This is a genomic window from Niastella vici, from assembly GCF_002077945.1.
Lineage (GTDB): Bacteria > Bacteroidota > Bacteroidia > Chitinophagales > Chitinophagaceae > Niastella > Niastella vici.
On sequence record NZ_LVYD01000024.1, the window covers coordinates 356252 to 381581 of the forward strand.

At 36.9% G+C, this 25330-nt stretch carries 26 protein-coding genes; 7 read left to right on the forward strand and 19 right to left on the reverse strand.

The window, feature by feature from the left end:
* Position 1: 1 nt before the first annotated feature.
* From traJ to A3860_RS09230, 10 genes are all read right to left on the reverse strand, one after another.
* The gene (gene traJ / locus A3860_RS09185) at positions 2-1210 is read right to left on the reverse strand and encodes a conjugative transposon protein TraJ (RefSeq protein WP_081146349.1); all 1209 of its coding nucleotides are present in this window, start codon (positions 1208-1210) and stop codon (positions 2-4) included.
* A 2-nt stretch (positions 1211-1212) separates the two neighbouring features.
* The gene (locus A3860_RS09190; RefSeq protein ID WP_081146351.1) at positions 1213-1848 is read right to left on the reverse strand and encodes a hypothetical protein; all 636 of its coding nucleotides are present in this window, start codon (positions 1846-1848) and stop codon (positions 1213-1215) included.
* Complete coding sequence (locus tag A3860_RS09195; protein WP_081146352.1) at positions 1845-2465, reverse strand: hypothetical protein; 621 nt, start codon at positions 2463-2465, stop codon at positions 1845-1847. The genes A3860_RS09190 and A3860_RS09195 overlap by 4 nt, the downstream gene beginning before the upstream one ends.
* Positions 2466-2467: 2 nt before the next feature.
* Positions 2468-2917, reverse strand: a complete 450-nt coding sequence (locus tag A3860_RS09200) for a hypothetical protein (RefSeq protein WP_081146354.1) — start codon at positions 2915-2917, stop codon at positions 2468-2470.
* A 41-nt stretch (positions 2918-2958) separates the two neighbouring features.
* On the reverse strand, positions 2959-3639 hold the full coding sequence (locus A3860_RS09205; RefSeq protein WP_081146356.1) for a conjugal transfer protein TraI: 681 nt from the start codon (positions 3637-3639) through the stop codon (positions 2959-2961).
* A gap of 18 nt (positions 3640-3657) precedes the next feature.
* A complete protein-coding gene (locus A3860_RS09210; protein ID WP_081146358.1) occupies positions 3658-6132 on the reverse strand; it encodes a TraG family conjugative transposon ATPase in 2475 nt (824 codons plus the stop codon).
* Positions 6089-6454, reverse strand: coding sequence for a DUF4133 domain-containing protein (locus A3860_RS09215; protein ID WP_081146360.1), 366 nt, complete (start codon positions 6452-6454; stop codon positions 6089-6091). The genes A3860_RS09210 and A3860_RS09215 overlap by 44 nt, the downstream gene beginning before the upstream one ends.
* A gap of 93 nt (positions 6455-6547) precedes the next feature.
* Positions 6548-6880 (reverse strand): DUF4134 domain-containing protein, encoded by a 333-nt coding sequence (locus A3860_RS09220; RefSeq protein WP_081146362.1) that lies wholly within the window; start codon positions 6878-6880, stop codon positions 6548-6550.
* Between the two features lie 80 nt (positions 6881-6960).
* Entirely contained in the window at positions 6961-7473 is a 513-nt protein-coding gene (locus tag A3860_RS09225) for a hypothetical protein (RefSeq protein ID WP_081146364.1), read from the reverse strand.
* A 130-nt stretch (positions 7474-7603) separates the two neighbouring features.
* On the reverse strand, positions 7604-8437 hold the full coding sequence (locus tag A3860_RS09230; RefSeq protein ID WP_081146366.1) for an RteC domain-containing protein: 834 nt from the start codon (positions 8435-8437) through the stop codon (positions 7604-7606).
* Between the two features lie 469 nt (positions 8438-8906).
* Between A3860_RS09230 and A3860_RS09235 the strand changes: the two genes are divergently transcribed.
* From A3860_RS09235 to A3860_RS09250, 4 genes are all read left to right on the forward strand, one after another.
* On the forward strand, positions 8907-9653 hold the full coding sequence (locus A3860_RS09235; RefSeq protein ID WP_081146368.1) for a LytR/AlgR family response regulator transcription factor: 747 nt from the start codon (positions 8907-8909) through the stop codon (positions 9651-9653).
* Positions 9654-9666: 13 nt separating this feature from the next.
* Positions 9667-11559, forward strand: coding sequence for a tetratricopeptide repeat-containing sensor histidine kinase (locus A3860_RS09240; protein WP_158085178.1), 1893 nt, complete (start codon positions 9667-9669; stop codon positions 11557-11559).
* 165 nt (positions 11560-11724) lie between these two features.
* Positions 11725-12297, forward strand: coding sequence for a hypothetical protein (locus A3860_RS09245; protein ID WP_081146372.1), 573 nt, complete (start codon positions 11725-11727; stop codon positions 12295-12297).
* 37 nt (positions 12298-12334) lie between these two features.
* Positions 12335-13135 carry a DUF1266 domain-containing protein gene (locus tag A3860_RS09250; protein ID WP_081146374.1) on the forward strand — a complete coding sequence of 267 codons (801 nt, stop codon included), beginning with the start codon at positions 12335-12337 and terminating at the stop codon, positions 13133-13135.
* Positions 13136-13967: 832 nt separating this feature from the next.
* Here the strand turns inward: A3860_RS09250 and A3860_RS09260 are convergent.
* On the reverse strand, positions 13968-14351 hold the full coding sequence (locus A3860_RS09260; RefSeq protein WP_143774024.1) for a hypothetical protein: 384 nt from the start codon (positions 14349-14351) through the stop codon (positions 13968-13970).
* Between the two features lie 136 nt (positions 14352-14487).
* On the reverse strand, positions 14488-14709 hold the full coding sequence (locus A3860_RS09265; protein WP_081146377.1) for a hypothetical protein: 222 nt from the start codon (positions 14707-14709) through the stop codon (positions 14488-14490).
* A 1436-nt stretch (positions 14710-16145) separates the two neighbouring features.
* Here A3860_RS09265 and A3860_RS09270 point away from each other — a divergent pair.
* A complete protein-coding gene (locus tag A3860_RS09270) occupies positions 16146-16445 on the forward strand; it encodes a hypothetical protein (RefSeq protein WP_081146378.1) in 300 nt (99 codons plus the stop codon).
* A 113-nt stretch (positions 16446-16558) separates the two neighbouring features.
* Positions 16559-17908 carry a sensor histidine kinase gene (locus A3860_RS09275; RefSeq protein WP_081146379.1) on the forward strand — a complete coding sequence of 450 codons (1350 nt, stop codon included), beginning with the start codon at positions 16559-16561 and terminating at the stop codon, positions 17906-17908.
* On the opposite strand, the gene A3860_RS09280 is transcribed toward A3860_RS09275, so the two are convergent.
* Positions 17886-19004 (reverse strand): terpene synthase family protein, encoded by a 1119-nt coding sequence (locus tag A3860_RS09280; protein WP_081146380.1) that lies wholly within the window; start codon positions 19002-19004, stop codon positions 17886-17888. The two genes, A3860_RS09275 and A3860_RS09280, sit on opposite strands and share 23 nt — an antisense overlap.
* 132 nt (positions 19005-19136) lie before the next feature.
* On the opposite strand from A3860_RS09280, the gene A3860_RS09285 reads away from it, so the two are divergent.
* The gene (locus tag A3860_RS09285; RefSeq protein WP_081146381.1) at positions 19137-19757 is read left to right on the forward strand and encodes a LuxR C-terminal-related transcriptional regulator; all 621 of its coding nucleotides are present in this window, start codon (positions 19137-19139) and stop codon (positions 19755-19757) included.
* Positions 19758-19930: 173 nt separating this feature from the next.
* Here the strand turns inward: A3860_RS09285 and A3860_RS09290 are convergent, their stop codons facing one another.
* The 6 genes from A3860_RS09290 to A3860_RS09315 all read right to left on the reverse strand — a co-directional run bounded on the left by A3860_RS09290 (position 19931) and on the right by A3860_RS09315 (position 25235).
* Positions 19931-20578: a ParB N-terminal domain-containing protein gene (locus A3860_RS09290; protein WP_143774025.1), complete on the reverse strand. Its 648-nt coding sequence runs from the start codon at positions 20576-20578 to the stop codon at positions 19931-19933.
* Complete coding sequence (locus tag A3860_RS09295; RefSeq protein ID WP_081146382.1) at positions 20575-21885, reverse strand: DUF3440 domain-containing protein; 1311 nt, start codon at positions 21883-21885, stop codon at positions 20575-20577. The genes A3860_RS09290 and A3860_RS09295 overlap by 4 nt, the downstream gene beginning before the upstream one ends.
* Positions 21860-22276, reverse strand: a complete 417-nt coding sequence (locus A3860_RS09300) for a hypothetical protein (RefSeq protein ID WP_081146383.1) — start codon at positions 22274-22276, stop codon at positions 21860-21862. Before A3860_RS09300 ends, A3860_RS09295 begins: the two co-directional genes overlap by 26 nt.
* 55 nt (positions 22277-22331) lie before the next feature.
* A complete protein-coding gene (locus A3860_RS09305) occupies positions 22332-23714 on the reverse strand; it encodes an SNF2-related protein (protein WP_158085179.1) in 1383 nt (460 codons plus the stop codon).
* Between the two features lie 311 nt (positions 23715-24025).
* Entirely contained in the window at positions 24026-24574 is a 549-nt protein-coding gene (locus A3860_RS09310; protein WP_081146385.1) for a hypothetical protein, read from the reverse strand.
* 67 nt (positions 24575-24641) lie between these two features.
* Positions 24642-25235 carry a hypothetical protein gene (locus A3860_RS09315; protein WP_081146386.1) on the reverse strand — a complete coding sequence of 198 codons (594 nt, stop codon included), beginning with the start codon at positions 25233-25235 and terminating at the stop codon, positions 24642-24644.
* Positions 25236-25330: the final 95 nt, after the last annotated feature.

Genomic DNA, 25330 nt, shown 5'->3' on the forward strand with positions numbered 1-25330 from the left:
TCTAAGATTTTCCTGAAAGTTTGTTTTGCTGATAACTGTCTTTCATATAAGGCTCGGAGTTAGCCGCATCAGCCATGGGATACATATATTTATCGTTACCTTGGATATCCTGGCTCATACTACCACCTCCACCCGATCCACCACTTGCACCGCCAGTCATAGCCGATATCGCTAAAGATTTTCCAGCAGCAACCATGCGGTTTGTTTTACTCATAAGTGCGTTGGCACCGCTGGCATGAATGATATAATTTGCAATGCTGGGAATAGAGAAATATCCGAGTATGGCTACTACCAGGAAAATCAGATAAGCTATATCAGTTGGTCCAAAGCCAATTAAATCACCTGAATTTGTTTGGTTGATATCGAGTTTTAGCATGCCTTGCTGGATTTTCCCAAGCATGGTGCCCATTATGTTGGCGATAGGTAGCCACAGGTAGATATTGATGTACCTACCGATCCAGACCGGAAGGATATGTTGAAAACCGTCATAGGTAGCGAGGCATAAAACAATCGGACCCAGAATGGCAAGGATAAGTAAATGAAATGTCCGCATTGCATCGATGCACAATGCAGCGGCATAATAGAGAATTTGCAAAAAATATGAAAGCAGTATTTTAACAAGGAAAAATACAGTGTTGGATAGAATGCTTAAGGAAAACTTGAAAGCTTTACCTGGTGTGAGTTCGTTTTGTTGGTTATCAGCATCAGGCTGCTGGTATTTATACCAGTCTTTATTATCATTATAACCAAGACCACCAGAAAGACCTTCCCATTCATTACTCTCAACAATATTTTTTGCACGCGCTGCGAGTAGGCGCTCAACCCCCTTGTTGGAATCCTTTACCATTTCATTGGTAGTAGTGGTCATTGGTTTCAAAATCCCATTCATAACACCCAGAACTGTTGGGTAAAAAGTGATAACCAATGCTATACAAAATGGACGGAGCAACGGAAAAAAGTCAATAGCTTCAGCATTTGCAATATGTCTCCATACACGATAAGCGATATAAAACAGGGCGCCAAATCCTGCGATAGCTCTGGCCATGTCTATCAATGGTGCACAAAGAGGGACCATTTCTTTATACAAATTCTCCAGTACAGTGTGAAGGCGTTGTACTCCGCTGCCGGATGATTGAGCTTGGGAGGTGGAAGGCAGGAGCCAAATAAACAATGCCGCACAACCGTATTTATACAAGGCTTTAATTTTCATAATTATTGTTTTATGCCAAATAGGCGTGATAAATCGTCAACATCTTGTAGTCCTTTTTTCTTTTGTACGATGACCAGGTAGGTTTTGTCATTGAAATACCGAAGGAATTGAAGCTTATCCTGCATGTCGGTATAAATGCGATCAATAGCGTTCAGCCGTTCGGCATCGTTCATGCGGAGTTGACCAGAAGTGATAATCATCAAAAGTTCATCGAGGTTTTTTAGAGAGCGGTCAAGTAAATTTTGGTATACATCCTGGAGGTATTGCAGATCATCAGCATTCAAAATATTAGCAGACGAAAATTGCCTGAATGCTCCTTTATATTCCTTTACAAGTACAAGTTGCAAAGAGATAATATCAGCAACACGTTTATACTTTGTTACAGTAGGGCTGACCTGAAGCAAGCCATCGAGAAATACTTTGTGAAGATTGAAATTACCTTCAGCGAGGTTTTTTATATTATTATACCCTTTGGTAAGTATCTGGTATCCTTTGTACATATTTGTTAGAATTGCACGAAACTGATTCAGCTTTTCAAGATCCAGCATCAATTGCTGTAATTCCTCTGATTGAGCTTTCACTGGCTTAAAAGAAAAGAGTGAAAAAGTGAATAATATGATGGTTATAATGATTCTCATGGTGCATACATGTTTTTTAATGTTTGAATGTCTCGCAGCTCGTGGGTGCGCTGTTGTGAGAGTAATTTCATTTCATCGAGAAAAGAAAAAAGGTGTTGGTATTTCAGGCTTATGTTATTCCACAGTTTGTCGATTCGATTGATACGTTCATTATCGGACATTTCCAATTCTCCATTAGTGAGAACGGTGGTGAGATCATTGATATCAGAAAGGGCGAGATCAAGAAGGTTACTGAGAGTTTGGAACAGGTAGTCAATTTCTTCTGGTGTAAATGAACCGGATTGTTTGAACTGTTTATAATTATTTTTATAGGCAGTAAGCATCCTGATTTGCATAGAAATCATATCAGCTACTTTGCCATACAGTTTCACTTTTGGATTTACCTGTTTTAGACGGTCGAAAAAAAACTGGTGAAGATGAAAGTCGCCGTTTTTGATATCGGATACCAGGTTTAATCCGTCTTGAACTATGTTATAACCTTTTATAAGATATCCAATATAGACCTGGAGCTTGGCTATTTGGATAAGCATTTCCTTTTTTTGATCTTGAGCATTTACAACCTGCGAAGACCAGGTACAGCAAAAAAGTATAAATAGTCTTTTAATAATGTCTGTCATGATTAGATTTTTAATCGGTTCTTCATTTCCGGCTCGTGATTTATAATTTCTCTTGCTGTTCGGAGCTGGCGTTCATCGCAGAGAATTTGATGAACCCGGGTGGCTTTTGGGAGATCATACATATTTCGATCAAGCAAAAAGGGACGTTTTATTCCGTCCATGCGTGCTATGAAGCTCTTTAGCTCGATGTCTTTATTTGCTGGATCAAAAACGTAATGGAATGTGAATGCAACCAGGTCCATATCGTTATTGAAAAAGCCGTATGCGTCGATAAAAAAATCCTTTTCGGTTTTACTGTGTAGTCTTGATTCTGCGACGCAGTTGGAAAAAAGGTATTCAAGTCGTTTCATAAAATGACCAGGTTCATCCGGGGAACCAAGTCCGACTTCATCATAACCGCGTTCCTGCAATAACTGGCGATGATTCTCCAATTTGTCTAAGAAATCACTCATTACCTTTAGGTTTATTAGTTTTGATAATTAATGAAAGGCCGTTATTCGCTTATACCATACAGGTCTTTAACGGTGTTGATATCCTGAAGATCTTTGGCACGTTGCAGACTTAGTTGTATGTTATGGTTGGTAAATGTTCGTAGGTCGCGTATGTATGTTTCAATTTCATCGGCAGACCTGTTTAGAAGAGCTAACCGTTCGGCATCCGACATTTGCACCGTAAAGGATTTTACCAACAAAAGGATCTGATCGATACTTGCAACACTTTTTCCAATTATCCCTGTGTAAACTGAATAGATATAGTCAGTTTCTTCATCTGAGAAATGCTTGTCCTGCTTTACCAATGTGAAGGCTTTTTTATACTCGGTGACTAGTTGTTTTTGTTTGTTAATGATCTCGGTAATACGGCTGTAGTAAGCAATAAGTGATTTGACTTTCCATAATTCATCGAAATACTCCTGGTAAATAGCTTTTTGTTTTTCTGTCCAATCAGCAATTTCCTGGAGCTTTAACTTTGATAGTGTATTCTCTACTTGTTTTTGGATATTCTGTAGCTCAATCGTCGCATTTTGCAAACGTTGTACTTGCAGGTCGATCGCTTTGATCGCTTTTTTTATTGCTTCTTTGATTACATCAATTACTTGTGCTTCCCCTCGTGTGGGTGTGATCAAAAAACCAAAGCAGCAGGCAATGATGATTATAGCTTTTTTTAATTTGTTCATAGAACAATCTTTAAAGGTTTATGCGGCATTTTGATTACGGAGGTGGTTTGCAAGCATGGCAATTCCTTTTTTTATACTGCCATATTTTTCAGCGTAAGCCTGGACTTTAATTTTCTCTTTTTCTTCGGTTGTATAGCACAAGTATTCTTCTAATGAAACCTCGGTCCGGTATACTTTACTCAATAGACTTCCCAAACTGATGAATACCTCTTTGTATTTGCGCATGGGGTCATTAGCCTTGTTCATGGAAAGAATGAGCGTCTTTTCTTTTTCTGAAAGACCGAGTAGCTCCTGAATATGCTGGAACTTATTTATGTACTTGGTTTGATCAAGTAATATTTTGCAGTCACTGTTGTTGATGATGGCATCTTTGATGAAGGGGGAACTTATAATATCATCTACATCCTGTGTTACTACAATAGCTTCCCCAAAATATTTGCGAACTGTTTTGAAGAGGTATTTTATATATTCGGCCATTCCCTGACGCATTATGGCCTTCCATGCTTCTTCAATTAAGATGATTTTCCGGATGCCTTTGAGTTTACGCATTTTGGAGATAAAGGTCTCCATGATAATAAGGGTAACTACTGGGAACAAAGTCGGGTGCCCGGCAATGTTATCAAGCTCAAAGACAATGAAGGGCTGTGATAATAGGTCAAGATTCTTTGTTGAGTTGAGCAAGTAATCAAATTCTCCACCGGCATAATAAGGTTTCAGTATATACAGAAAGTTATCTATATCAAAATCCTTGTCTTTAATTCCTTGTTTTCGCAATTCCATTAGGAATTTATCTCTTAGGTATTCATAAAAGGAATTGAAACAGGGAAACACTTCAGTATCTTTCTTCAGGTAATCAAAATATGCCTGTAAAGCATTGGAAAGTGAGACATATTCGCTTCTGCTGAAATTTTCATCATCTTTTTTCCACAGTGCCAATAAGAGTGTTTTGATACTTTCCTTTCGTTCGGTGTCGAGAACTTCATCGCCCAGGTAGAAAGGATTAAAGCGGATGGGATCTTTTTCAGAATAGGTAAAATAATAACCATTTACCAATTCGCAGAGGCCACGGTAAGAATGACCAACATCTACAATCACACAATGAGCGCCACGTTCCAGGTAACTGCGCATCATGTGGTTGGTAAAAAAAGATTTACCACTGCCACTGGGTCCCAAAATAAATTTGTTGCGATTGGTACATACGCCTTTTAATATAGGTTCATCGGAAATGTCCACGTGAACGGGTAACCCATTGATACGTTCACCTAGTCGCAAACCGATGGGTGATAAAGAACTGCGGTAGTTTGTTTCCATGTTCAGGAAACATGTAGCTTGTTCACAGAATGTATCAAAGAGTTCATTACCTGGAAGGTCAGCGGCATTTCCGGGCAAGCCAGCCCAAAAGACTTGGGCTGCCCCGGTTGTTTCAAGCTTGGTACGAGCATCCATCTGCGCCAGTGCAGCCGATACTGTATTACGGATATCTTTGGAACGGTCTTTATCAGGCGTCCATGTTAAAATATTAAAATGAGCTTTTACTGGTAAGCGTTGGTTAGAGATCGCTTCATTTAAAAAACTGTTGACAGCATCCCGACCAATTGAATTTTCACGAGAATATGCACTTAAGGACTGAAGACGAAGACGCTTGCTTTCCAGTTTTTTTAGTGTAGTTTGCGCATCATCGATAACTATATACTGATTGTACAGGTGATTGCAGTGTAATAGCTGACTAAGTGGCGCTGCAAAAGCTACACTAAATTTTGTTTTATCCGTACTATATCGATCGTAATTAATTCGGGGACCGCATAACGAGGGAAGATTTTCCACATCTGCGAGTGTGAACAGGCTGCAATGAAGATCCCCTATTTTGATTTCTTCACCGATACTCAAGTCACGCATAACCGGGGGTTGGCCTGGTTGTAGGAGGTAGCAGTATTTTTCGATTAGTCCCGGTTTGTCATCTGTGCTTACCAGTTCCGCGTCGATTATGCGATGTAATTGAAAATAACCTGAATCTTCAAGGATTTTGCAAAACTGTCCGACTTTATCCATGAACCCTTCTATGAGCTTAGAGTCCAGAGAAGTTTGAGGAACCAGGGTAGGCCTGATCAGATTTGAAAAAAGCGAATTGGTTAATTTTCGACCTGCAGGCTTCTTGGTAAGAAACAAATAGCATTCGTGCGTGAGATAAGGGCGCTCATTAAAAAAGCGTTCGCTTGCCTGTGATAAAAAACTTTGTTCGGTATTTGAGAAATCAGCCTGGTAGGTACTTTCTGTAAACCAGTCTTGCTTATGTATAACCGTATGAAGTGGCATTACACGGATTGCTTTTATCCATGTTTGATGTAAAGCTTCAAAATCACTTATGGCCAGGGTAAATATTTCTGGCAGTTCAACCTTGAACGCTACGGTGATATCTCCTTGCTTGGAAATAATTGTATCGTTTTCGACTTTATATATCGGTAGTATATCTTCCAGTTTTCTTAATTTCCTCATGAGATTGTTGATTGAGCTGAATAAATAATTTTCTTGTTCTCGACTGGACGCAGGCCGGTAAATTGCGCCGGGCTGCTTTTTTCATCAGACCATGTTCGCCATGTTTATGACTAATGTGTTGTACGGTGAAGTATAAGCCGGCTCCTGCTGGTAGAATGATGAACATGCAGACATAGGTGTTTACTCCTGCGATGAAAAGGATGGCAAATAAAAGAAGCAGACTTACCATGCCGATCGCGAGGTAAATAATGTACTGCGCCTTGATACCTTTAAATTCCAGGGAGCGGTTGACGCCTTTATTTATTTCATATACTATAGCCATGTTAGAGTAGTATTTTGGTCCTCTCGTCAGCCCGGCACGCTGTGTATGCAGCGTTTTTGCCGGGTGACGGAGGTTTTATGGCAGAAATGAATGCTATTGCAATCCGAAGAAGACTTTTAAAACTGTCGCAACGATAACTAAAAAGATACAAGCACCAAACCACGCCGCGGCTGTTTTATTCGTATCTGGGTCACCGTGTGACCATTTGTTATAGACTTTAACTGCTCCAACTATTCCAACGACGCCGCCAATCGCATAGAGTAATAATTGCGCTTTGGCGAAGTATAATTTTACCATATCTGTCGCTTTCTGAATTCCGGCTTCACCATCCTGGGCGATTACGGTGGTTACAACCATTAGTAAAATCAGAAACACAATAGCTTTCCTGGATGGGCATACTTTCCCCTTTCGGTTTATTTTGTACATAACCGTTATTTTATTTGAGTAAATGAGGGATGAATTAACCGCCTGGTGGCAATCCTAAAGAATACTGATGCCTTTAGTTACTATACCCAGAGTTGCAGGAGTTGGTCTCTTGTGAACTTAATGTTGCAGTCCCTTTCCACTGTTACTGAAATGAAGCTGTTAATTGCATCGAAATATTCAGTGCCGTCGAAAATCCTGTATTGACTAACAATTGATTTGATTCTTGTAAATACATCGTTTGCATTGGGAGAGGTGGAAGCAAGGTTGTTGACAGTATCCTGTACTTTTTCTACAATAATTTCAGCAGCTTTTAACAAAGCGGTTTCCTCGTCCTCGATGATTTCTATTTTAGGATCTTCAGCATACGCGTTTTCTCTGGTAATCGTTGCGTGTTCATCCTGATCAAGAATTGGTCTTTCAATCAGGGCTGGAGGATAATCGGAGGATGCTGGTTGGCTAAATTGTAGAGATGGGTTGTTTTTGGATTTAAATAAGTTCGGGCTTATTTTCTTTTTGCTAAATGAAAAAATGCCATAAACTGCAACTATAACTAATACAAACATTAGAAAGATAGATGTTATATCAGTAAACATGATTTTAGCTTTTATGGTTGAATAATATGGGAATCTTTACAATGCAAATATGGCTCTGCTGAAAGGCGTGTTATCAGAGTCTGACCCGAGGCTCGGGAAAATTTATTTTGGAGATAGAATAGAAAAATGATTACCTGTGATCCTTGTTTTCCAGTTGATCGATATATTTCAGGTAACTTTCGCGGAGACTGTCAAGAAAGTTGGAGTAACCGGTTTTGCGACGAAGTATTTCCTGAAAATCGCGAGTGGGATTTGTAAGTTGAATTTCAAACACTTGCTGTAAATAATCGGTAATTTCTTTTAGAGTGGCTTTACCATTGTTGAAGGAACCTTTTGATTTAAGAGCATAAGCAAGTTCGATTAGGGCTGATTTTGGATCAGTCCAGGTAAGAGGTTGAGGTTGTGATGAGATGAAATTCAATTCTTGCTTGCTATTTTGTCCTGATAGAAGGCTTTTTTGTATATAACCTGCTAACAGTTCATTGGCTATGATACGTGAAAATATATATTCGAACCCTGTGGAAAATGAGGGATGAGCGTTAATATCATAGATGCGAAATGAAAGCGGAGATTGTGATCTGTTTCGTAAAAACAATTTTTCGTCAAGATAAGTTTCACCGGCTCGATGGTATTGGTACCAGAATTTGTTTTCTTCAAAAAAATGGCGGATTTGATTAAGTTGGTTTTGAAGGTAGATTTTGATATCATCTTCACTTCCAATAGGTCGGCTGACCTCTATGTTGTATAGCCGATGATAAAAAATTAAAAGGCTATAAAACTTGGGTTTGATTAATTTGAAGAAATTAATTTCTTCTGATTGGTTTGAAAAGTTATTTTGAATTACATACTCTTGAAGTGAATTCATAGATTCCCTGCAAGCCTGCATGGCTTGTAACGCCTGACCGAGCGAAATAACAGACTTTTCCTGTTGGATGGTGGCCAATTCCTCAGTTAATTCTTCCAACAGGATTTCCCAAAAGGGCGAGAATTCTTTTTAGCTGCCGTAGTCATGGCGGTAAGGTGTTTTAATTACTTACAATAGTTCAAGCAGGCAGTTTAGGAGTATAGTCTATAGTTGGTCGGGGTAATCAGAATCAATACTACATATATATGGATATCTTTATAAGTCTTAAACATTTCTTAAAATCCATATACTTACTAATAGATTTTTTTTTAATTTCGGAATATTGTGTTTAAACCTTATTCAATTTACATAAGATATGCATCTCTTTCTAGGCCAATCAATATTTGCCTGATATAACTTCAGATTCGCAATAGGGAAAAACATAAACGTTCATCGGATCAGTCCTCCAGATCCGCAATAGGGAAAAAATAAACGTTTTACCGAATCAGCCTTGACGGGTAATAATTATTTCATAGGTAATCGATACGTATGAAACGAACATCTATTATAATCTTTTAAACCCCAGACCATGAATCATCCCTTACCTGTTAAGGTTGTAATTGTTGAGGATCAGTTGCCAATTCGAAAAGATTTGGAATTGTTGGTTGGTCAGCTACCAAGCTTTATTGTTTTGGGTAGTTGTGGTAGTGTGCAGGAGGCTTTGGCAATGATTGAATCTATGGCGCCAGACATTTTATTACTGGATATTAATTTAGGAGATGGAACTGGGTTTGACATCCTGGATAAGATTAGCAACTTATCGCTAAAGGTTATTTTTCTTACTGCACATGCCGAACATGCAATTAAGGCGATAAAAGCGAATGCGATTGACTACATTTTGAAACCAGTTGATCCGGGGGAATTAAAAGCGGCATTAACCAAAGCATTAAACACCAGCCCTCTTTCTATCGAGGACCTTAAGTTGGCGTTTGAGTCAATAAAGAAAAGCGAGAATCAACAAAAAATAGTAGTAAGATCTTATGACATTTGGGAGATTGTCTATTTAAGCAATATTTTATATTGTCATAGTGAAGAAGGATATACTTACTTTAATCTCGTTGGTGGTAAACAAATTGTTTCGTCACACCATCTAAAAAAGTACGAGGATGATCTCCCTGAAAGCCAATTTCTACGACCTCATCAATCGTACATAGTCAATAATAGTTATATAGAAAGTTATAGAAGGGATGGTTATCTGATTTTAAAAGATGGTACAGAAATTCCTGTTTCATTACGTAATAGAGATAAAGTTAATCGGTATTTCAATAATTTATAACAATCCTTTTCCAATGTATCGGCTCCTTTTGTTAGCTTTTATTTTTGCTTGTTGCAAACAGCCCAAAAATGACCATAATCATTCTTTGGAAAATGTAGATTCATTAATAACGGTATTAAAAAAACGTGTTAATCCATATTTCCACAATCGTGAGCCAGAAAAAGCAGGAGTTGTGCTGGATAGTTTAAGAGGAACCGTTGAAGAAATAGACGACTACCGTCTCACGGGTGCCTGGCTTCGTTGTAAAACAGTAGAAAAAACAATGAGCAAAAGCTTTGATAGTGCTACTTATTATGGGAAAAAAGCTTTGAAACTTGCTCTTGAAAAAGATACTTCAAATAGGGAGATTATTGCGGCACAGATTCAATTTGCAGATGTTTTGAAAGAACAAAACTTCAACGATTCTGCTTTGAAGTACGCACGGAAAGCATATTACATGGCAAAGAAAGTGGACACTTTAGGCCTTCCGCTCATTTGTCTGCGTTTATATGAAATTTATTCCAGGATTGGGGATCTTTCGATGCAACGGTTTTATTTGTTTGAAGGGCTAAAATACAGTAAACAGCCTACACATAAAACAGTGTTCGCTAATAATATTAGTCGTTATTATACTGAAACAGGGCAAAACGATTCTGCCATTTTGTTTTTCAAAGCCATGGAAAATGATACGAGTTTTTCAAGTCCTTATTTCGATGCCGTGAAATTTGAGAACCTTGGAATACTTCTGACAAATAAAAAAAAGTATAAGGAAGGATTATACTATCAATTAAAGGCATTTGCGATAAACAAAGAGATTGGAGAAATGGACGCGTTATCATATTTCAATCTTGCTGCTACGTACCAGCACTTACAAGGGTATGATAAAGCTATATATTATCTTGATACAGCTTTAAAATTGGCAATTCCTGTAAGAGATTGGCAACTTATAAAAAGGATATGGCATGCTAAGGCTTTGAATTTAAAATTACAATCCAAGAAGGACGATGCATATACCTCTTTGGACTCAGCATATACTTATTATGGCATTGAGGTGGATTCTTCTATATTACTTCGTGAAAGAGAGTTGGAAAAGCAGTATAAGGTCAAGGCTAAAGATGAGGAAATAAAATCACTTGCATTTGCGAATAAAGTTAGCAACAGAATAAATAGGCAGCAGCGTATTATAATATTTGCTTTGATAACCTCAGGACTGTTGGCAGGTATTATTGCTTACCTTATGTGGAGGCGTCGGAAATTACAAATGCAAGTAAGAGAAATTGAATTGCGCCAGCAACTGTTACGAACACGAATGGAGCCTCATTTTCTTTTCAACCTTTTAAGTGTTTTACAAGGTTTTATAAGAGATCGACTTTATGAAAAATCTTCGCAATACCTAATTCAATTTTCACAATTATTACGGTTAAGTCTGGAAAATGCAGGATACAATTATGCGTCTCTTAAAGATGAAGTTTCAGCCTTGGATAGTTTCTTAAGATTGCAAGAAATGAACCTCGAAAATTTTGAATATCGAATTGAGGTACTTGGGGAGCTGGTAGACTATGATATTTCTATACCACCAATGCTAATACAGCCATTCGTTGAAAACGCTATTTTACATGGGTTTCCTTCAGGCTACAAGGGGTATATTTCTGTTCGTATTATTTGTGAAACAAAAGCTTTACGTGTTACCATTGATGATAATGGAGTGGGTCTTAAAGACATCACAACTAATAAGGCAAAACGGTCAATGGCGACAATAATCACACAAGAACGATTGAATATTTTAGGCAAGCGGTTTCATAGGCCGGCAAAACTTCGAATAATTGATAAAAAAACGGAAAAACTAGGACAAGGTCTTACTGTGGAGTTAATTATACCGTTTGAAAAAAAGCGTAAAAATAAGGTACAAACACAAACCGCTGCATAAACTAATCTGTATAAGATGGTTAGTTTACCCCCTCCGGGTAACCAGGTTGACTAGCGAATTTGCCTTAGGGCCTGACGAATCTCAAATAGGTATAAGCGATTCAGGATTTGAGGATTTTAAGATTAAAAGAGGACATATGTTTGTCCTGAGAAAAAATCTTAGAATATGAAAAAGAATAAACTTGTTTTGACTTTTATTGTCTGTACCTCATTATTTTATAGTTGTAAATCCTTAAAAGGAAAAGCTTTTGAAACTACCGAAGGAATTGCTGAGGTGGTAACCAAACTTAATGAGGCTTTTGGTGAAAACGCAAGTTATACAGACATAACCATCAGTTATATTAAAGGGATTGGCTCAACAATTAGTGCTACGGGTACCAAAGATCCCTCTTCTTCAAAGATGATCAGCAAATTATATTCAAATGGCAATTGGAAGGATGATTCCGAAGTAATACTTGAAGTATCGGGGGGTGCAAAACCATCTGATTTTATGTTCACCCTTAGTGAGGTTGAACAATTGAAGAAGGTTCCTGAAATGGTTAGGATATCTATTGAAAAAATTAAGAAAGACAAAAAAATTGATGTAGTTGCAGAACATGTAAGCGTTAAGTACCCTTCTAGAATTATGGGACCAGATGATAAATTGAGTTTCGATGTGAACCTGGCTCCCGAAAACGGCGGAACTTCCTTTATAACAACTTTTGATGAAGTGGGAAATTTCCAGCGTTTGATATATTGAAGATGGCAATTTCTTCTAACCAATTATATCAGCTACCATGAACTTTCAGGATATTGAAAAACACATTAAATCGTTGAAGGAAAACGGCTTTAGCGAGGAAATGATAGAAGACTTCCTTCAGTATATGGAAGTAACCTCTAAAGCTCCCATTTTACTCAATCCTGAAAGTACACTGACAAGTCAACAACAGTGGGCTATTGCCTGTGGTGCAGATGTTGCATTTGCAAATGGTCATTATCTTAATGAGCTTAGCACAGGTTTTCAAAAAAACGAATGGTTGGAATTACTTTATAATTTTTGGGAAGTTGGTAGCAAAAGTAAGGCGTTGGAGACGATTAATTGGATGTTTAAAGAGGGACATCGAGTTCAATTTGATTTCTTCTGGCAGGCAATGAATATAGTTTCAATTGAGGAAACTAAAGAATTTCTTTGGGAGCATATTGTTAAAGATGATAATGAAGAGGCGATAGCGTTTCATCGTTTACGTAATTTGCGGCATGGGTTAGATGTGTTTAAACAATTTAATCTGTTTGACACAGATACCATACCTAACATGTTGATTTGGGATTTTGCTCGAATTATTAACCTTTCACGTGGATGTTATGATGCAGGTTATTTTTCAAGGGAGGAAGCATTGGAGCTTATCATGACCACGGTTGGGCCGATCCGCAAAACTTACAAATCCTGGAGGCAGCTTTCGATATCATATCAGTTTGCACGTTATTTTTGGAGAGGAATAGATGAAAAAATATTTAAAGAATTGCTCGCAGGTATGCACTTGTTACTAACCCATCGAAATAGCCCCTGGGTCACACTAAAATGGGAAGATAGCGAATAGTGGTGACTCTGTTACCCCGGTAAAGAAGAAGGCCACAATTAAGTGGCCTTTTGGTCTTTACCATTTTATTAATCGAAAATCGATGTATTCTAAGTTACATTATTTTATTTGAGGTTCTTTCATCTAACAACAATATTATTTCATAAAATTTTCTAAATATGCTCGACAAACAATCCATGAGAATTCTGGGGGCTATCATGTTTATTCTTGGAATAATAATCATATTTGCTATCAACAAAAAAAGGTTTAATCGAAGGACTATAACCGGCATGGAGGTATTTAATTCATATGAAGATTCGATGGCAACACGCGGAGGTGAGGGATGTCTTAAACTTATTGCATGGGTTTTTATTTTTGGAGGCGGATCAATGTTTCTTCTTTCATTAGATTAAAGGTGTACGTGATTTTATGGCAAAGGATATTAAAAGGTTTATCATCAAAAGGCTCGTTGCCGGCGATGGCAGTCATTGGGATTATGCTTGTGGGCTTTTTCATTTTTTGGCCCTTTTAAAGGTTTGACTAACTAGATGTTTATTTCACTTTCTAATGATATATAGCTGCTTCGCGTCGATACTTAGTCGAGAAATACATTTATCGAATAGCGGAGTTATCAGAAAAGTTTGGTGTTCCGATGGTGGCAACAAATGATGTACATTATCACCATCCTGCCAGAAGGAAGTTGCAGGTTGCTTGCATATCGAGGGCCGATAAGAAAAACGGTCCTGATCCAATGGAGAGAAAAGTGAAGCAGCTATAAATGCTTTTTCCCAATGGAAGGAATTTTAAATAAAATTTTCATTAAAAAGATTACGTTAATTGCCTCGATGCTTGATTAAAAATCGATGAAATCATTTGGAGATTTTGTTATTTTATAATTCTGTTTTAATACCCCATGAAAGCGCAGAATATCAATTAAAGTATTTAAACTGTCTTTACTGTATTTAAGTGACACTTTTTTCACTTCTTCGCTATTGCAAAACAATTTATAAATATCAATTGCTAAAGTATCCTCATCCTTAATTACAACTTTGATATTGCCTTTAGTTTGGCTAACAACAATCTTGTTATCAAAGTTTTCCCAATCACGAATTTCTAATCCAGGTGCGAAATAATACCTTTTAAGCATTTGTAATGCTTTTCGATATGGCTCAGTCACTGTGGCATTAAAAAAAACTTTGAAAATTATGTTTCCTATTTTACCATCATATGAGGCCATGGCGTTATTTTATTTCACAGATTATAAGTTAAATAAAAATGCCGAAGTTGGCAAAACCTTCTTTAAGTAAGGACGGAAGTTTTAAATGCCTTTTAACCAAACAGCTATCTCTGAAAATGTTAAGTTGATTCTTTTCTTAATTTTGATGAGAACCTAGCTCAATAACATACGACCTGGCAGGTATTTGTATTTTTCTCTTTTTATCTTTAATGTCAGGAAAGTCGGTATATGACCATATAAGGTTTGCTTTATATGGTTCTTCTGATACATAGTGTTTAAATCGTATGATATCAGTAGCGGGCTCTAATGCATATCCATCTTTCAAATCAACTTCAAAAGCAATTGCCGTATCAAGCATTACTTTCGATTTAGAATCAAAAAATTGGAACCTAAAATGAATAATACGTACTCCATTTGGTTTAATTACATTATCATTAGAAGTACTATTATTTGGTGAAACATAAACTACATGTTCATTCTCTTCCTTTCAAATTCTACATTCCAATTCAATATTCCAGATCTATATGAACCTATAAATTTGTAGGGTCGAACGGCGACGGAATCTCGTTGAGGTAGCTCAAAATTGTATTTTATCTTGGATTGAGAGTAAAGAAGATTTGTTGTAAGCAAATAGATGAAAAGCGAAAATAATTTCATAGTGTTTTGGTTTAATGATGGTATATTAATCAGAGGTTAATTCGTCATCTGAATAAAGAGTCATAGAATGATTTAAAACCTAATATTAAACCTGATGCACACCCCAAAATTCCGAGATCCTTAAATTTTAGCATGACGCAAATCATCGATAAAAGACATAACACGAGGAGTGCTAAAATATGTGACTTTGAACAATCGTTCATAAATTATAAAGTTAAGTATAGTTGGAGAGAATCAAGACGAAATACCTAACCTTAATGTGTAAGGTTACAAGTAATCCGAACAGATGTAAACACAAAAAAAAGCCTCCCGGAGGGGAGGCTGCACTAATCAAATACCATTAACCATTAAACCTTATCCTATGAAATAAAGCTAGTAAAAATATTTTAGATTAATAATCAAGAATAAACTTTTTTTTATTTTTTTTGGTGGTAATTAAGTGTAATAAAATAATGGTGCATCTAAGGAACATTCTTCCCTTAGAAATAATTAATTCCATTTTTGGTAAAGGGTGTAGGGGTATTACGAGGTTAAAATTATATCTTGAATGTGTTCTGAAATTAATACTTTGAATAAAAAGAGAATCGAAAAGATCAGCATTGTTTTAATCAACTCGTTTGAATAGTTTGGATAAAAGGCTAAGAAGTTTACTCAGCTAACAGGATCTGTTTTAATATAAAGACCCTTTTCTTTTATTTTCTTTTCAAGGTTCTCAACTCTGTTTGGCTCTTTCGTCAGCGCCTTCCATTTGTTTTATCACTTCCTAATCAACCGGAATGCTCCCCAAAATTGCTGTAATCAGTTTCTCTATAGGACTTTGTTTATGCTTCGTTAATGAGTTGGTTCAATAAAGCTATATGTAATGTAAACACATTTGAAATTAGTATAACTCTCACAAAAGTCCCCCCGCTGCAAACGGGGGGGCTACTAACTAGGGGAAGCCTTACCCCATATCAATAGCCGCCTTCTTCTTCAGCGGCAACTTGCAATTTAGAATGTCTTTCTATAATACTTTGTCATAAAATTATGACATATATAGGTCATATTTGACCCATATTAGGTCAATTATAGCCCTATTTTATTTACAAATACGCCCTATTTCATTGATTTTCTCAACCTTACATGCATTTTTGAAAGATGAAACAGGGAAAAAAAGCTATTGATAAAAATCTGGAAAGAATGAAGCTTACCAGTGATCTTCTTCTAAAAGGAGAGATAAAAGTTTTTCAATCTCTTTTTATTTATTCCAACCGAACCTATGTTGCCCAAATGTTAGGCATGAACTATAAGAGATTGGGACTTTTATCTAAAAACCCTGACTCTTTACGGGTCCGTGAAATCATTGCTATTGCCCGTTTATTTAAAGTCCCCGCCCTGGTTATTAGTGAAATAATACTTAATCAACTAGAAAAGAATTCGATAAAATCAAAAAAATAGGCCGGCAATCTATAATTTTCAATTTATTTTATTTAAATATGCATTAAACTTTGTCAATTTTCTAACGATTGCAAAGGAGCTGGTTCCTGAAAACAATCATTAAACCAGGACTGATGATCCGGCGATTTTTTAAATCACTTAAATACGCGGGTGCTACTGACCTGCCCGAATACGAATTAAAAAGAAGCATTTGTATTGGAGTGAATCTTCTTTGCATTTATGTGATATTTCTAAACTTACTAACTGGCGCTATTTTTTACTTCTTAAGTAAGAATGTTCTTATACCCTTAGGAGCTTATTTTGAAGCTTTAATTGTTTTTGGGATTATCGTTCTAAATAAAAGAAAAAAATATTCGCTGGCTAATTTGCTATTTTATTTAACTATCAGTTTTGCGACATTTTATTTTTCAGCAATACTTGGAAAGTATTCTGAAACTCCTTTGATGATACTTTTTCTTTTTGGCCTTATATTCTATTTGTTTAACAATTCCAAAATTAGGTTATACTGTATTTTGTTTAACATCTTATTGCTTATGGCCATGGAAGTAAACCGTGACATGCAATTGATACCTTCTGCAGAATTTACAGGGATAGTTCAGTATATTGTCCGTTGGTTGGTTTATATTGTCGTCGTAAGTTTAACCCTAAAGATTTTTCAACTATATAATAAGAATACTAAACTTTTAATTAAACTTCATACTTATTCTAAGACCATAAAGGCGTCATTAAATACTGAGGAAGAATTAAATAGGCTTAAAAACGTGCTTTTTCAACACATATCTCATGATCTTCGCGGACCTTATTTCGGTGTTTCCTCTCACTGCTTTTTTATCCATAGCAAAGTTTTGCAGAATAAGCCTATTACCAAAGCAGATACTAGTAAGTTATTGGATCAGTCGAACCACTATAAGTACATGCTAGAATACTTTTTGGAAACGGCCAAATTTAAGGATGCGGGTTTGAATAACCCCGAAATTACACCGGTTAATTTAAGAGATGAGATTGTCAAAATAGTGGATATACACAGTTATTTGGCAGTTCAGAAAAAAGTAACTATCAACGTCAACTTTTCTGAGGATTTTCCCACATATATATTAGCTGACAAACTAAAAATTTCCGGTATTATCCACAATCTTTTAAATAATGCTATTAAATTTACAAAGAATAATAGTGCTATATCAATAGTGGCTAACCTACTAACTGATAAGTGGAGTCTTATGATAATCGACCAGGGTAAAGGTATCCGTCATGATAAAGTTGAACAGATCTTCCAACCATACGTTACAGAAAAAAGCCCCGAAAATCCCGACGGTGTAGGACTTGGATTATATATCACAAAACACCTTACAACTATTCTGGGCGCCGAGATTTCCGTTAAAAGCAAATACAGTGAAGGTACTGCATTTGAAATCGTATTTCCTTATGAAAAGCAGCTTGCCGTTATAGAGTCACCGTCTTTCTAGTTTGGGTTTCAATCCAAAGAGACGAAGATCGTTTGTAACGTTGGGTATATGTTTGCCACATCCAGCAAGCTTGCAGCACCGATTTTAAGCCGGAAAGATATCTGGAAATCTCGTTCTTTGAAATTTCGGAAATTAAACTATGGTTTAAATGATCTTCAATGACTGCAATGCTCTCATTATATTCATTGAGCAAATTCCGTATTATATGTCCAGCTACCTCAATAGCCTCATCAAGCTGCATTCGGAAGTTATTTACCAATACAATAAAAATAAGGTTAGAATCACTTCCATTGTCTATAACTTCTTTTTCAAATGAAAACAAATCATTTGTGAGTGCTCCAATGTAAGAAACTATTTCGTTTACTTTCCTGATCTTTTCTGCAAGCCCTATTTTGGACAAAAGGTCCCAATCAAGGAATACAGAAATTGCATATTCGATAAGTGATACTGTATGGGGCATACCGGAGATATCTGCCCGCATATTAATATATTCTTCAACCGATTGGATGTGTTTCAATGTAACCATATCATATGGTTGGTGAGCAATGTTGATATGGCGAAGATATAAATGAAGAAAATTATCGAACCATGTCTTTGGAGAGGAGTCTGCAATCTGCTGTAATACTTCTATGTTGGCCATTTCCGCCAATGATGCTTTTGGCTTTAGCTTCAGGTTGTTTCCGATAGATGACAATCTATCCCGAATTTCATAAAGCATCTTCATTTCCTGGTTAGTGGCTTTGGTATCCCTTCCCATTTTATCGTTAAGATAAAAATCTACTGCATAATTCTTGGATAAGAGTATTATTTTTTCGATCGGGGCTGCTGGGAACAAAAACATTGCGCAGGTTATATAAGCATCAGCATCCGGTAATAATATTCCGAATTTTTCACCGAAGCTGGTGGTGCTTTTCTTAAGCTCTGCAATTTCAGGGTGAGGTATAAAGTCCTTACAATAAAGATCAAAATGAAAATTTCCGGAATTAAATAATGTGAGTAAAGAAATCGATTTTTTTGAACCGATTAACTCAGCGTATTTCTGTTGAATGCTACGCATTGCGGAGCCAACAAGAAGTGAAATGTTTTGTACCTGCATAGGTTAGGCTTTAATGGTTGATTCGTAATAGAAATTTACGACAGAAATGGCATCAAAAGTTCAGTCGCTTTGAAAAATCTCGATTTTTTGATATGTGTTTCTAATTAAAGAAATTTCAACCTGCTTGTTATTATGAAAATTAAATCTATACTTCTCGCTGATGATCATAGCATAGTTCGCAAAGGATTACGTATTATCATTTCAGATATGCTGGGGTTTAATGATCTTGAAGAAGTGGAAAACTGTAATATGTTAATGGCGGCATTAAAGAAAAGAAGCTATACACATCTTGTTTTAGACATGGTATTACCGGATGGTCATTGCATTGAGGTTTTGCCTAATATAAAATCATTATATCCCGATTTGATAATTGCAGTATTCAGTCAGCAGGAACCAAGTCCATATCTTTCGCTTCTTGCCCAATATGGAATTAAAAAATTTATTACAAAATCATCTCCTGAGCCCGTCGTTATAAACGGACTGACTGATTTTCTTAATGAACATAAATGTGATCTGTATGATGGTTCAGTTAAACAAACTCCTTTTGATACTTTAGCTCAGCGGGAACTGGAAGTGCTTCATTATCTTCTCATCGGCAATAAGCCGGGTGACATAGCGAATAAACTAAATATTAGTCCTCAAACTGTACATACGTATACGCAAAGGATTATGACAAAAACAAATACTGAAAACATGGTTCAGTTGCAACGGTTGGCAATCGTTTGTGGTTTTATCAATAACCGATATTATTAAATTTGGATGCTATTTCTGTTGGTTGTATCGAGGGAGTAAGCTAAAATTCTGAGAAATTCAACAGATAATTGCTGTGCGGTTTCAAATCCATCCATTGCCTGAGCGCATTATTGCTTGGTCATCAACAATAGCTATAGAGATTTGTTTTGGTACCCATGACGGAATATTATTTTTTATTCTTGGCTGTCTGCACTCCAAGATGAAGAAAATTCCCTACCTCTGAATAATTCCGCAAGACCGCTCAATTGAGAAAGGCGTAGTAATTCGTCAGCATCCATACCAATGTTACGAACTATCCATTCGTCACTCATATCACAATCGATTTTTAGTGTTTTTACAATATTTACCATACCGTCAATTGAATGTTCTCCTCTTGCTCGGTTGTGACGAATTGTACTGGCAATTCTATCCGCCAGTCCATCCTTCCCTTCTCTAATAGTCGTTACAGGTACGTGTCCGAAAGTACTACTGCTTATCTTTTTGTAATAGCGCTCGATCTGGCGACGGTGAAAGCCGTCAACAATTCGTCTTATGTTATCTTCTTTGCTAGTTACGATTGACATTGTGTAGCCATCCTCACTAATTGACTTCAATAATAATTTTTCTTCTGGAGGGGCAACATGGTTTGGATTATAGTCGTTAGCTTCCACAGTCTCGCTTTTAACCCATTCAACATAGTCGACGGGATGATGTCTGAGAGGGCTAACGCTATGCAACTGTTTTCTTACCTGGTTGAGTGTTTCAATTTTTTGATCATCATCACTAATTCCTTCAATTAATTTGCACAACTCTTCCGTCATTTGCTTGATGAGATCCATCATAAACTATTTTTATACTTTTCAATAATTGCTTTCTTTTTTTGTTGCTGGAATTTGGTCAAGCCAAATCCCATAAATTTACAATTGTGGTCATTCTTCAATATGCAAAAAGCCATCCTCTTCCAGGAAGGTATATCAATTGTACCTTTCACATTATCAGTGTTATCCGGAATGCCGCGAAATGTTATTTTGGCTTTGGCATCTTTGGTATAATTGCTTACCCCATTTCTTTTTATAGAATATCCACATTCTTCAATTTCCTGGATGACCTCTTCTCTAAATCCACCACCAGTACGAGCCCAGAATCTTATACTTGTTTTGAATTTCTCCAAGTAATTATTCATTACTTCTTCTGGTAATGTAGCCAGTAAAAATTTCGTATATGACTTCCACGTATGCCCCTCAGGGAGTGATACTTCTTTGTAGCCCATAGCCTTGGTTCCACCGTAGATAGCCGCAAAATTTGTACCCTGAACCCGACCTACTAATTTCGTCCATGTTTGTGGTTCAATTATCCGGTATAGGTTTAGGCTATGCTTTGCCTCATCACTAAAGGGACTAGCCACTCGCATATCTCTTACATGCACACCTGCCAGATAGAACATATCGTACAGTTTATTGTAATCATATCCAAATCGTGAATTTGCAATCCAAACATCATCTACTTGCCAGTCATATATAGGAGATGCTGTCCAGACATTTTCTGCAGTTTCAGTAATCCAATTTTCACCCTTATATGTATACTTTTTATTTATAATAGCACTATAGCGGTGTAGGCTTTCGTCAGCTCTAAGTCCTATTAGCCCAATTGTCTTACCTCCACCATGAATTTGTTTAAACCACCTACCAAATTGCTTTGCATGGTCCTTGTAAAGCATTTTGTAGCGGTATGTGGTCATGGGGTTGTTCGAAAGGTTATACACATAAGGCATTGCAGGCATTGGGCGAAGCCAAATTTCAGGTTTTTCATCATCCCACGGATACCAGAACATTTCGTAGTTACCAACTGCTGTTCGGGTTGCCATCGGCACACAAAACCAATATGGTTCTATATGGGCAATGAATTTATCATACATAGCCGTTACATACTCAGTGGTTAGCTGGTATTGAGATTCCATGTCTTGATGAAAAAGACCGAGTTTTTTGGTGATACCTTTTCGTTTAATGTAGTCCATAACTAAATGAAGTAGAACTCCGGAGTCCTTTCCACCTGAGAATGCGATATAGACATTTTGAAATTCCGAAAAGATGTAATCCATTCGGAGTTGAAAGGCTTCATAAACATTAAGTTCCTTGTTTTGCTTCTTCATATTGGAAAAAAGCTAGATCAGTCCAATTTATTTTTCGTTTTACAACTTCGAATTTTTCTTTTGCAAATATATCAACGTGCTCATTAAGTACTGATATGGTTAACTTAGGATAATTGGTTTTCTGAAATCTTCTAACGACCTCTTTCACCAACGACCGCAATTCCGTCTTTGTGGCATCCAGGACAACAAATGCCTGCAATTTGGTATAACTTAGGATTTGCTCTTCACCTACAAAAGCTTTCACAGTTTTTCCTTCCATTAAAATATGCCAAGTATAATTTTCTTTTGTAATAATAGGTAAATTTCCCCGTTTTAAAATTACATCATGATTCATGGCATACCGGCCTAAGATTTCAAAGACTTCTGGCGAATTACCTGGAAGATGCTTCATTCTAACCATACCAATTTTAATTAATATTATTTATAATATAACAAAATTTTGCAATTTAAAGTTCTTCGACAAACTGTCTTAGACGAGTCCTATCATGAAGCAGCTCACGAATTTCATTTGCCAAATCCTCCTTTTTTTCGACGTTTTTCCGGATTTTAGTGTCGATTCCGGCTGTCGTAAACATATCCCATATGTCCATTTTATTTTCCTGCCCTAATCGTTCGACCCTGGCTATGCACTGCTTGCGCTCTATTCTTTTAAAGGAATTGGAAAAAAATATTAACCTATGGCAACATTGTAGGCCATTAAGACCTACCCCGCCACTACCCATGGTGCCAACAAAGTATTTTTTCTCTTGTGTTTGGAACAACTCCTTTTCGGCATTTCTTGTCTTTCTATTCCTTCCTGTAAACAAGGCACAGTTTCCAATACCTAGAAAATTGGTGAGAATGTCAACTTCATATAGATATTTACAGAAAAAAATTGACTGACCTTCCTCATAACCTGTTTGATAAAGCATTTTCAATTTTTCTGTCCCCAGGTCCTCGATCTCACCAGTATAGGAGTTTTTATAAAACCCGCAAGCGATTTGCTGCATTCGGCTCAAGTATCCAAATATGGTATTTAATGGAATGGCCTCATCTTTAGCAATAATCCTAATCAACGATTCTTTTTGCCACTCATATAACTCACGCTGCCGCGAGTTGAGGTCACATTCCAATTCTGTAAATATCTTGGCCGGAATATTCAGGCATTCCTCCAGCTTTAACTGAAGCGTATAAGGCTCCAGCAGACCGATCAGATAATCCAGGTTCTTATATCCTATTACTTCATCGCCAGCTGTGCCCCCCATAATTAAAAACTGTTCTTCGAACCGGAAATAACTGTTACAACGTGTAATCAAATCGGAAAGCATGGCATATTGCATGAACAAATCTTTAAGGTGTTCGGTAGGAGTACCGGTCATAATCACCTTAAAGCTGGTTTTTGATGCACAATACAATATCCGTTTTGAACGCTTAGCAAACGGATCTTTAACCATATGGCTTTCATCGATAATTACTTGCGTTTCGCTATCTATATAATCGTACGCCTCAAAAATAGCATTAGGACTACTGCTCATGCTTTCAGTGCCTACTATCTTCCACTCAAGACCTTTACAGGTCCACCACAGCTCCAATTGTTCGTTCCAGTTTTCAATGATTGATACTGGGCAGAAGACAATAGCTTTTTTAATTTGTCCTACTTCAAATCTGCTTTCGCACAGATTTATAACCGGTTTTGACTTACCAACGCCTGGATCCGCAAACAATGCTGAAACTTTCATGCTACATAGAAAGTTAAGAGCCTGCGCCTGATGTAGCAGGCTCTTATCATCATAGATCGGCGGTATGTCATCTTTCAGTCGTTCATGTAAGGGAATCTTTCTTCGTTTCATCTCACAATTATTAATGATTTCGAAAAATTGCTTTTCGATATCATTTTTATATCGTTTTGCGAGATCCGATTTAAAACCCTGCGACTTATAACCATTGCGACTCTCGACCTTAACAAAAACGGTTAACCTGTCATTTACCACCTCGAACCAGGCGCTTGTTTTATAATTATGGTTATTAATCCCATATCTAATAAAGAGCCTTTGAATTCGTTGCCCTTTACTGTTATACAAGTTAGTGTCATACAACCTAGCTCCGATTAACCGTTTCTGTAGGTCTTCTAAAACCATCTATGCAAACAATTTTACTCGGTTTATGATTGTGGTAACCTAAATTGCTGCATTGATAGATTATTTAATCGTACATTACAATCCTGCTCCGTTTTTATTTCACACCATCCTTCAGACAACGCCTTCTGTACTTCCGGTAACAATGTTGCGGGTAATGGAAAATTGCAGATTTCAAATGTTGCATCGAGCACCTGTGTTTCCCAGTAGTACAAGTTTCCGCCTGGTTTTATTGTTCCACTTATAAATTTTATATCTGTACCCATCTTAATACTGCTAAGTCGACTAAACGCCTTTGCAATCATTCTATGAAAAAGATATACTGAGCCACGACGCACAGATTTGGTATAATTTTTTATTATCAAACTACAGTTCTCATAGGGAACTTCCCCTGTTACATTCCACATTTTTTCCAATAAGTAGCGAACACTATCCAAAGCGCTGTCGTCAAACCACCATGCGTTATTTTTCCATTTTCCATGAAGAAAGTGAGCCTCTGTTAAAAATTCTTCATTATAAGGTGTAACGACTTTAAGTTTATCGTTTTTCTTCTCAAGTAATATTTGGGAACACATGTGAATAAGATTTAAAAATCACACTAAATAGGTTCTTGTAGTCTAATGGAAAAATAATTTCCTTTGATTAATTTTCTCCATTTTCCTGGCCATCAGCAGGAGCCTGCAATGGCGTTTGTGGCTTTCCTTTAAGTGCGAACGGATAAACATCGGGTAACCTTTCCATATATAAAGAGCACCGGAAAATCACCACTTCTGAAAATGTGAGCATCATACGTACTGCACCATCCAAATTCAAAATGCGGAAAAAAGTTTTGATTTTGCTTACTTCGACAAGTAACGAATTGTATTCCTTGTTGGTAAGGGAATAATATTCTCCGTTAATAATCATTTCCCGAAACATTAGTTTTGAAGCTGAAAGCTGCCGGTATACTTCCTGCCAGTCGCTTACCCAATCAAGCATGAATTTTTCACATGACTCAGTGGCTGCTTTGAAAAACACTTTATCAACGTCAGCCTGCTTAGAATAAATCGGCATACGCAAAACCTCTTCTAAACCTACTGTGCAAAGATATCTGGATGCTCTATAATGAAAGCTGTCATATGGGTGGATTCCTTGATAGTATTTTGCCAGGTCAGTAATAGAGAAAGTTTTTACTCCTATTGTTACATCAGTGGATTTGGTTGTTACCCATCCCATGTTTTGTTTAATAATATACATGACAAAAAGATTTAGTATTCGGCTAAATCGGGAATGGCCGAACAGTGATAAAATAAATTCTGTCAAAAACACCATTTTACAAATATGGAAGAATA

Excerpts from the sequence above, each read along its gene's own strand:
- A3860_RS09225 (WP_081146364.1), bottom strand. The coding sequence starts at position 7,473 with ATGTTTACTGATATAACATCTATCTTTCTAATGTTTGTATTAGTTATA.
- A3860_RS09300 (WP_081146383.1), bottom strand. The coding sequence starts at position 22,276 with ATGAAGCATCTTCCAGGTAATTCGCCAGAAGTCTTTGAAATCTTAGGC.
- A3860_RS09210 (WP_081146358.1), bottom strand. The coding sequence starts at position 6,132 with ATGAGGAAATTAAGAAAACTGGAAGATATACTACCGATATATAAAGTC.
- A3860_RS09220 (WP_081146362.1), bottom strand. The coding sequence starts at position 6,880 with ATGTACAAAATAAACCGAAAGGGGAAAGTATGCCCATCCAGGAAAGCT.
- A3860_RS09205 (WP_081146356.1), bottom strand. The coding sequence starts at position 3,639 with ATGAACAAATTAAAAAAAGCTATAATCATCATTGCCTGCTGCTTTGGT.
- A3860_RS09190 (WP_081146351.1), bottom strand. The coding sequence starts at position 1,848 with ATGAGAATCATTATAACCATCATATTATTCACTTTTTCACTCTTTTCT.
- A3860_RS09305 (WP_158085179.1), bottom strand. The coding sequence starts at position 23,714 with ATGAAACGAAGAAAGATTCCCTTACATGAACGACTGAAAGATGACATA.
- A3860_RS09200 (WP_081146354.1), bottom strand. The coding sequence starts at position 2,917 with ATGAGTGATTTCTTAGACAAATTGGAGAATCATCGCCAGTTATTGCAG.
- A3860_RS09195 (WP_081146352.1), bottom strand. The coding sequence starts at position 2,465 with ATGACAGACATTATTAAAAGACTATTTATACTTTTTTGCTGTACCTGG.
- A3860_RS09240 (WP_158085178.1), top strand. The coding sequence starts at position 9,667 with ATGTATCGGCTCCTTTTGTTAGCTTTTATTTTTGCTTGTTGCAAACAG.
- A3860_RS09260 (WP_143774024.1), bottom strand. The coding sequence starts at position 14,351 with ATGGCCTCATATGATGGTAAAATAGGAAACATAATTTTCAAAGTTTTT.
- A3860_RS09270 (WP_081146378.1), top strand. The coding sequence starts at position 16,146 with ATGAAACAGGGAAAAAAAGCTATTGATAAAAATCTGGAAAGAATGAAG.
- A3860_RS09285 (WP_081146381.1), top strand. The coding sequence starts at position 19,137 with ATGAAAATTAAATCTATACTTCTCGCTGATGATCATAGCATAGTTCGC.
- A3860_RS09215 (WP_081146360.1), bottom strand. The coding sequence starts at position 6,454 with ATGGCTATAGTATATGAAATAAATAAAGGCGTCAACCGCTCCCTGGAA.
- A3860_RS09245 (WP_081146372.1), top strand. The coding sequence starts at position 11,725 with ATGAAAAAGAATAAACTTGTTTTGACTTTTATTGTCTGTACCTCATTA.
- A3860_RS09280 (WP_081146380.1), bottom strand. The coding sequence starts at position 19,004 with ATGCAGGTACAAAACATTTCACTTCTTGTTGGCTCCGCAATGCGTAGC.
- A3860_RS09315 (WP_081146386.1), bottom strand. The coding sequence starts at position 25,235 with ATGTATATTATTAAACAAAACATGGGATGGGTAACAACCAAATCCACT.
- A3860_RS09275 (WP_081146379.1), top strand. The coding sequence starts at position 16,559 with ATGATCCGGCGATTTTTTAAATCACTTAAATACGCGGGTGCTACTGAC.
- A3860_RS09290 (WP_143774025.1), bottom strand. The coding sequence starts at position 20,578 with ATGATGGATCTCATCAAGCAAATGACGGAAGAGTTGTGCAAATTAATT.
- A3860_RS09310 (WP_081146385.1), bottom strand. The coding sequence starts at position 24,574 with ATGTGTTCCCAAATATTACTTGAGAAGAAAAACGATAAACTTAAAGTC.
- A3860_RS09265 (WP_081146377.1), bottom strand. The coding sequence starts at position 14,709 with ATGCTTGATACGGCAATTGCTTTTGAAGTTGATTTGAAAGATGGATAT.
- A3860_RS09295 (WP_081146382.1), bottom strand. The coding sequence starts at position 21,885 with ATGAAGAAGCAAAACAAGGAACTTAATGTTTATGAAGCCTTTCAACTC.
- A3860_RS09235 (WP_081146368.1), top strand. The coding sequence starts at position 8,907 with ATGAATCATCCCTTACCTGTTAAGGTTGTAATTGTTGAGGATCAGTTG.
- traJ (WP_081146349.1), bottom strand. The coding sequence starts at position 1,210 with ATGAAAATTAAAGCCTTGTATAAATACGGTTGTGCGGCATTGTTTATT.
- A3860_RS09250 (WP_081146374.1), top strand. The coding sequence starts at position 12,335 with ATGAACTTTCAGGATATTGAAAAACACATTAAATCGTTGAAGGAAAAC.